Genomic DNA, 3186 nt, shown 5'->3' with positions numbered 1-3186 from the left:
CTCGGATTGCACGTCCTGGGGCTGCTGGCGCTGCTACCCACCGCCCGCACCCACCCCGCACTTCTGGGAGTAGGGTTTCTCGCCTACACGCTCGGCCTGCGGCACGCGTTTGACGCCGACCACATCGCCGCGATCGACAACACGGTCCGCAAACTCGTGCGCGAAGACCAGTCCGCTCTCGGGGTCGGATTCTACTTCTCCCTGGGGCACTCCACGGTCGTTGTACTCATGGTACTGGCCACGGCGCTGCTCACCCGCTGGACCCAACACGCCCTGCCCCACCTCTACGTGGTCGGCGGGACCATCGGCACGACGGTCTCGGGCGGCTTTCTGATCCTCATCGGCGTCCTCAATCTTTTCATCTGGCTCGACATCTATCTGATCTTCCAAAAGATGCGCCGGGGGGACGAGGATCCCGGAGCGCTCGAAGCCATCCTGCTGTCTCGCGGGCTCGTCGCGCGCATCGTGGGTCCGCTCTTCCGCCTCATCAACCGCAGCTGGCAGATCTATCCGGTGGGCTTCCTATTCGGACTGGGCTTTGACACGGCGAGTGAGGTGGCCCTGCTCGCGCTGGCAGCCGGGACCGCGGTCAGCGCCGTGCCAATCTGGGGCACCCTGGCGCTGCCCTTGTTGTTCGCAGCGGGGATGAGCCTCATGGATACGGCGGACGGCGTGTTCATGACGACGGCGTATCGATGGGCTTTTGCGACACCGTTGCGGAAGATCTACTATAACCTCACCGTCACGGGACTCTCCGTCGTGGCCGCGCTGCTCATCGGGATCATCGAGTTGACGCAGGTCCTCACGCACTCCCTCGGGCTCACCGCGGGGTTCTGGGGTCGGGTGCAAATGCTGAACTTCGGATGGATCGGCTACCTGCTGGTCGGCCTGTTTGTGCTGACCTGGTTCTTCTCGTACGGAGCGTGGAGGCTCTTACGGATCGAAGAGCGCTAGGACCGTTCCGCGAGCCCCCTGCGGAGATGACCGGGAGCCTGACTCTCCGCCTCGCCTTCGGACCGGCGTTCCCGGAGTGACCGTTTCTGTCGTTGGAATTCCTGACGGGTCAGATCCCCTTCCTCGTAGCGGTGCCACAGAGTAAGGAGCGGATCGGGACCCTCATCCCTGAACGGACGGTCTGCGGCCGCGGCCAGGGCCCTGAGCGCGGCTATCACCGCGCAGAGGATCCCGATCGCCATCAGGAGTTGCTGCTCCCACCCCGACCCCATGAGGTCCGGCCACATCGTCATCACACCCACTGTGACGTGTTGGATCTGTGGCCGCTCCGCCTGCGCTCAGGCCACGCCTATATCCTAGATGGCGACACGGAGAGGGGCTATGAACGGCTTCACAGCAACGGTCCTTCATGAATCGCCGGTTGGCATGACGCCGGCTCCCTCGAACATGAGAATCACGGTTCGCTCCGGAGCCCGCGTTCGATGCACCACCCCTTTCGGGACGGTAAACCCCTGCCGCGCTCCGAGCTCGACGGTTCCACCTTCCAAGTCAATCACGAAGCGCCCTTCCACCACAAAGAAGAACTCATCTTCCTTCTCGTGCTTGTGCCAGTGGAACTCTCCCTGCACGATGCCGAGACGCACGACACAGTCATTGACCCGGCACAACGTCTGATTGTGCCAGGGGTCGTGGCACGCATCGACTAGGGCTTGAATGTCGATGAGCTCGAGGGGAGCGTACCGAGCGTCCAGATGAATCGAGTACGGTGAATGCGTTCCCACGGTTGACCTCCTTGTAATGCCGTCTCCGCATCTAGCGGATCCCCGCCAAAGGCCGCTCCATGTGCCTACATCGCGGGAGTTGTGCTGGCTATCGCTGCGGGGGTTCGGTCTTCAGGGCGAACCACACGACCATGTCCCATGCATTGCGAATGCCCGCTACGAGCAGCAGGATGCTGGCGAACGCCAACCCGTTGAAGGCAAGATCGACCCCCAGGACCAGCCCGATGCCGGCTCCGCCAACCATGAGGTAACTGACCGAGGGCGCGATGAGATGCCACACCCAATCGTGCGCATCGACAACGTGTTTCCGCGTTTGCTGGTACATGAACGGCACCATCCTGAGCGCGCGCGCGAAACTGAGGAGGCCCACGATGATCAGCAGGACTCCGAGCGCATTCCGCGTCAAGGTCGGCAACACAACGACGGTAGCGATGACCAGCACGTAGATGAAATGGATGAGAGTCGGGTCGACGAACACCCGCAGGGCGGGGAGGGATTCTTGAGTAATCAATCTGGACCCAAGCGAGATCGCCACAAACATCAAGCCGACCAACGTGGCAGCAGCACCACCGACTAAGAGGTAAAAGTCGTGCCACCTCTGAAGCGGCTGGGCCAGGAGATCAGGCATGGAATCTCATCAGTCGGCGGCGACATCATCGACGATGTAGCGGACGTTCACCGTGGCCACGGGATGCTCACCTCACATCAAGGAGCAGGTCTCGTGCATCATCATTGTAGCGGAAGGTGAGGCCCTTCGAGCCTCGCACAATCACCGAACAATAGAACCCTATTGCCGGGCTGAGGGCTCGCTTGTTACCTTGGTAATGTACCCGCCACAAGAGGAGTTTCGCGCGGCCGACATCCCCGCGAACTTTCGAGACAGTGGACACCGACGTTGCCCGTGCTTGGAGTTGGCGCGCCCGGAGGGATTTGAACCCCCGACCCTCTGCTCCGTAGGCAGATGCTCTTTCCGCTGAGCTACGGGCGCGCGGCTACCAGCATATTACACCGGGTGCTCTGCGGTATCAAGCCAACGGAATACACCAACCTGAAAGTGACGCCTATCGCCCGCTCGCTATGGGCAATTACAGACAAGAGCGAGTATGCTACGATCGAGAGGGACTCTGCGGGTCTTGCTTTCGGACGCATAGGAGGAGAGAGATGCACCGTGTCATCGGCTTAGTCGTCGTCCTCGCAATGATCGTGGTCATGACCACCGCTGCCGGCGCTCAGAGCCCAGGTATCGTCCCCGGACAGAACCTCGGGAAGTTCCAAATCGGCCAGGACCTCGCCCCCGTCGTCACCGACTTGGGACCCCTCCATTCGGAGGACGATCTCCCCGGCGGGACCTTCCGCGGCTACTACTGGCCGCTCAAGCGTATTGGGGTCATCGTCAACTTGCAAACCAAGAAGGTGGCCGCGCTGGCGATCTCTTACGACGACAGCTACC

5 protein-coding genes and 1 tRNA gene are annotated in these 3186 nt (G+C 61.7%); 2 read left to right on the top strand and 4 right to left on the bottom strand.

Going from position 1 to position 3186, the window contains the following annotated elements:
- Positions 1-954, top strand: a 954-nt coding sequence (locus VFP86_12780; protein HET9000514.1) for a HoxN/HupN/NixA family nickel/cobalt transporter, incomplete at its 5' end; no start/stop codon positions are given.
- Here VFP86_12780 and VFP86_12775 read toward each other — a convergent pair.
- The 4 genes from VFP86_12775 to VFP86_12760 form a co-directional block, all read right to left on the bottom strand.
- Positions 951-1241, bottom strand: coding sequence for a hypothetical protein (locus VFP86_12775; GenBank protein HET9000513.1), 291 nt, complete (start codon positions 1239-1241; stop codon positions 951-953). The two genes, VFP86_12780 and VFP86_12775, sit on opposite strands and share 4 nt — an antisense overlap.
- A 120-nt stretch (positions 1242-1361) precedes the next feature.
- Positions 1362-1736 carry a cupin domain-containing protein gene (locus tag VFP86_12770; GenBank protein HET9000512.1) on the bottom strand — a complete coding sequence of 125 codons (375 nt, stop codon included), beginning with the start codon at positions 1734-1736 and terminating at the stop codon, positions 1362-1364.
- An 88-nt stretch (positions 1737-1824) separates the two neighbouring features.
- Positions 1825-2364 carry a hypothetical protein gene (locus VFP86_12765; GenBank protein ID HET9000511.1) on the bottom strand — a complete coding sequence of 180 codons (540 nt, stop codon included), beginning with the start codon at positions 2362-2364 and terminating at the stop codon, positions 1825-1827.
- Positions 2365-2648: 284 nt separating this feature from the next.
- Positions 2649-2724 (bottom strand) — tRNA-Arg (locus VFP86_12760).
- Positions 2725-2897: 173 nt separating this feature from the next.
- On the opposite strand from VFP86_12760, the gene VFP86_12755 reads away from it, so the two are divergent.
- Positions 2898-3186 (top strand): hypothetical protein (locus VFP86_12755; GenBank protein HET9000510.1); only part of this gene is annotated, 289 nt, incomplete at its 3' end.

Source organism: bacterium (genome assembly GCA_035703895.1).
Lineage (GTDB): Bacteria > Sysuimicrobiota > Sysuimicrobiia > Sysuimicrobiales > Segetimicrobiaceae > Segetimicrobium.
The sequence above is the reverse complement of the archived record's forward strand: the minus strand, read 5'-3'. Positions and strand labels throughout refer to the sequence as shown.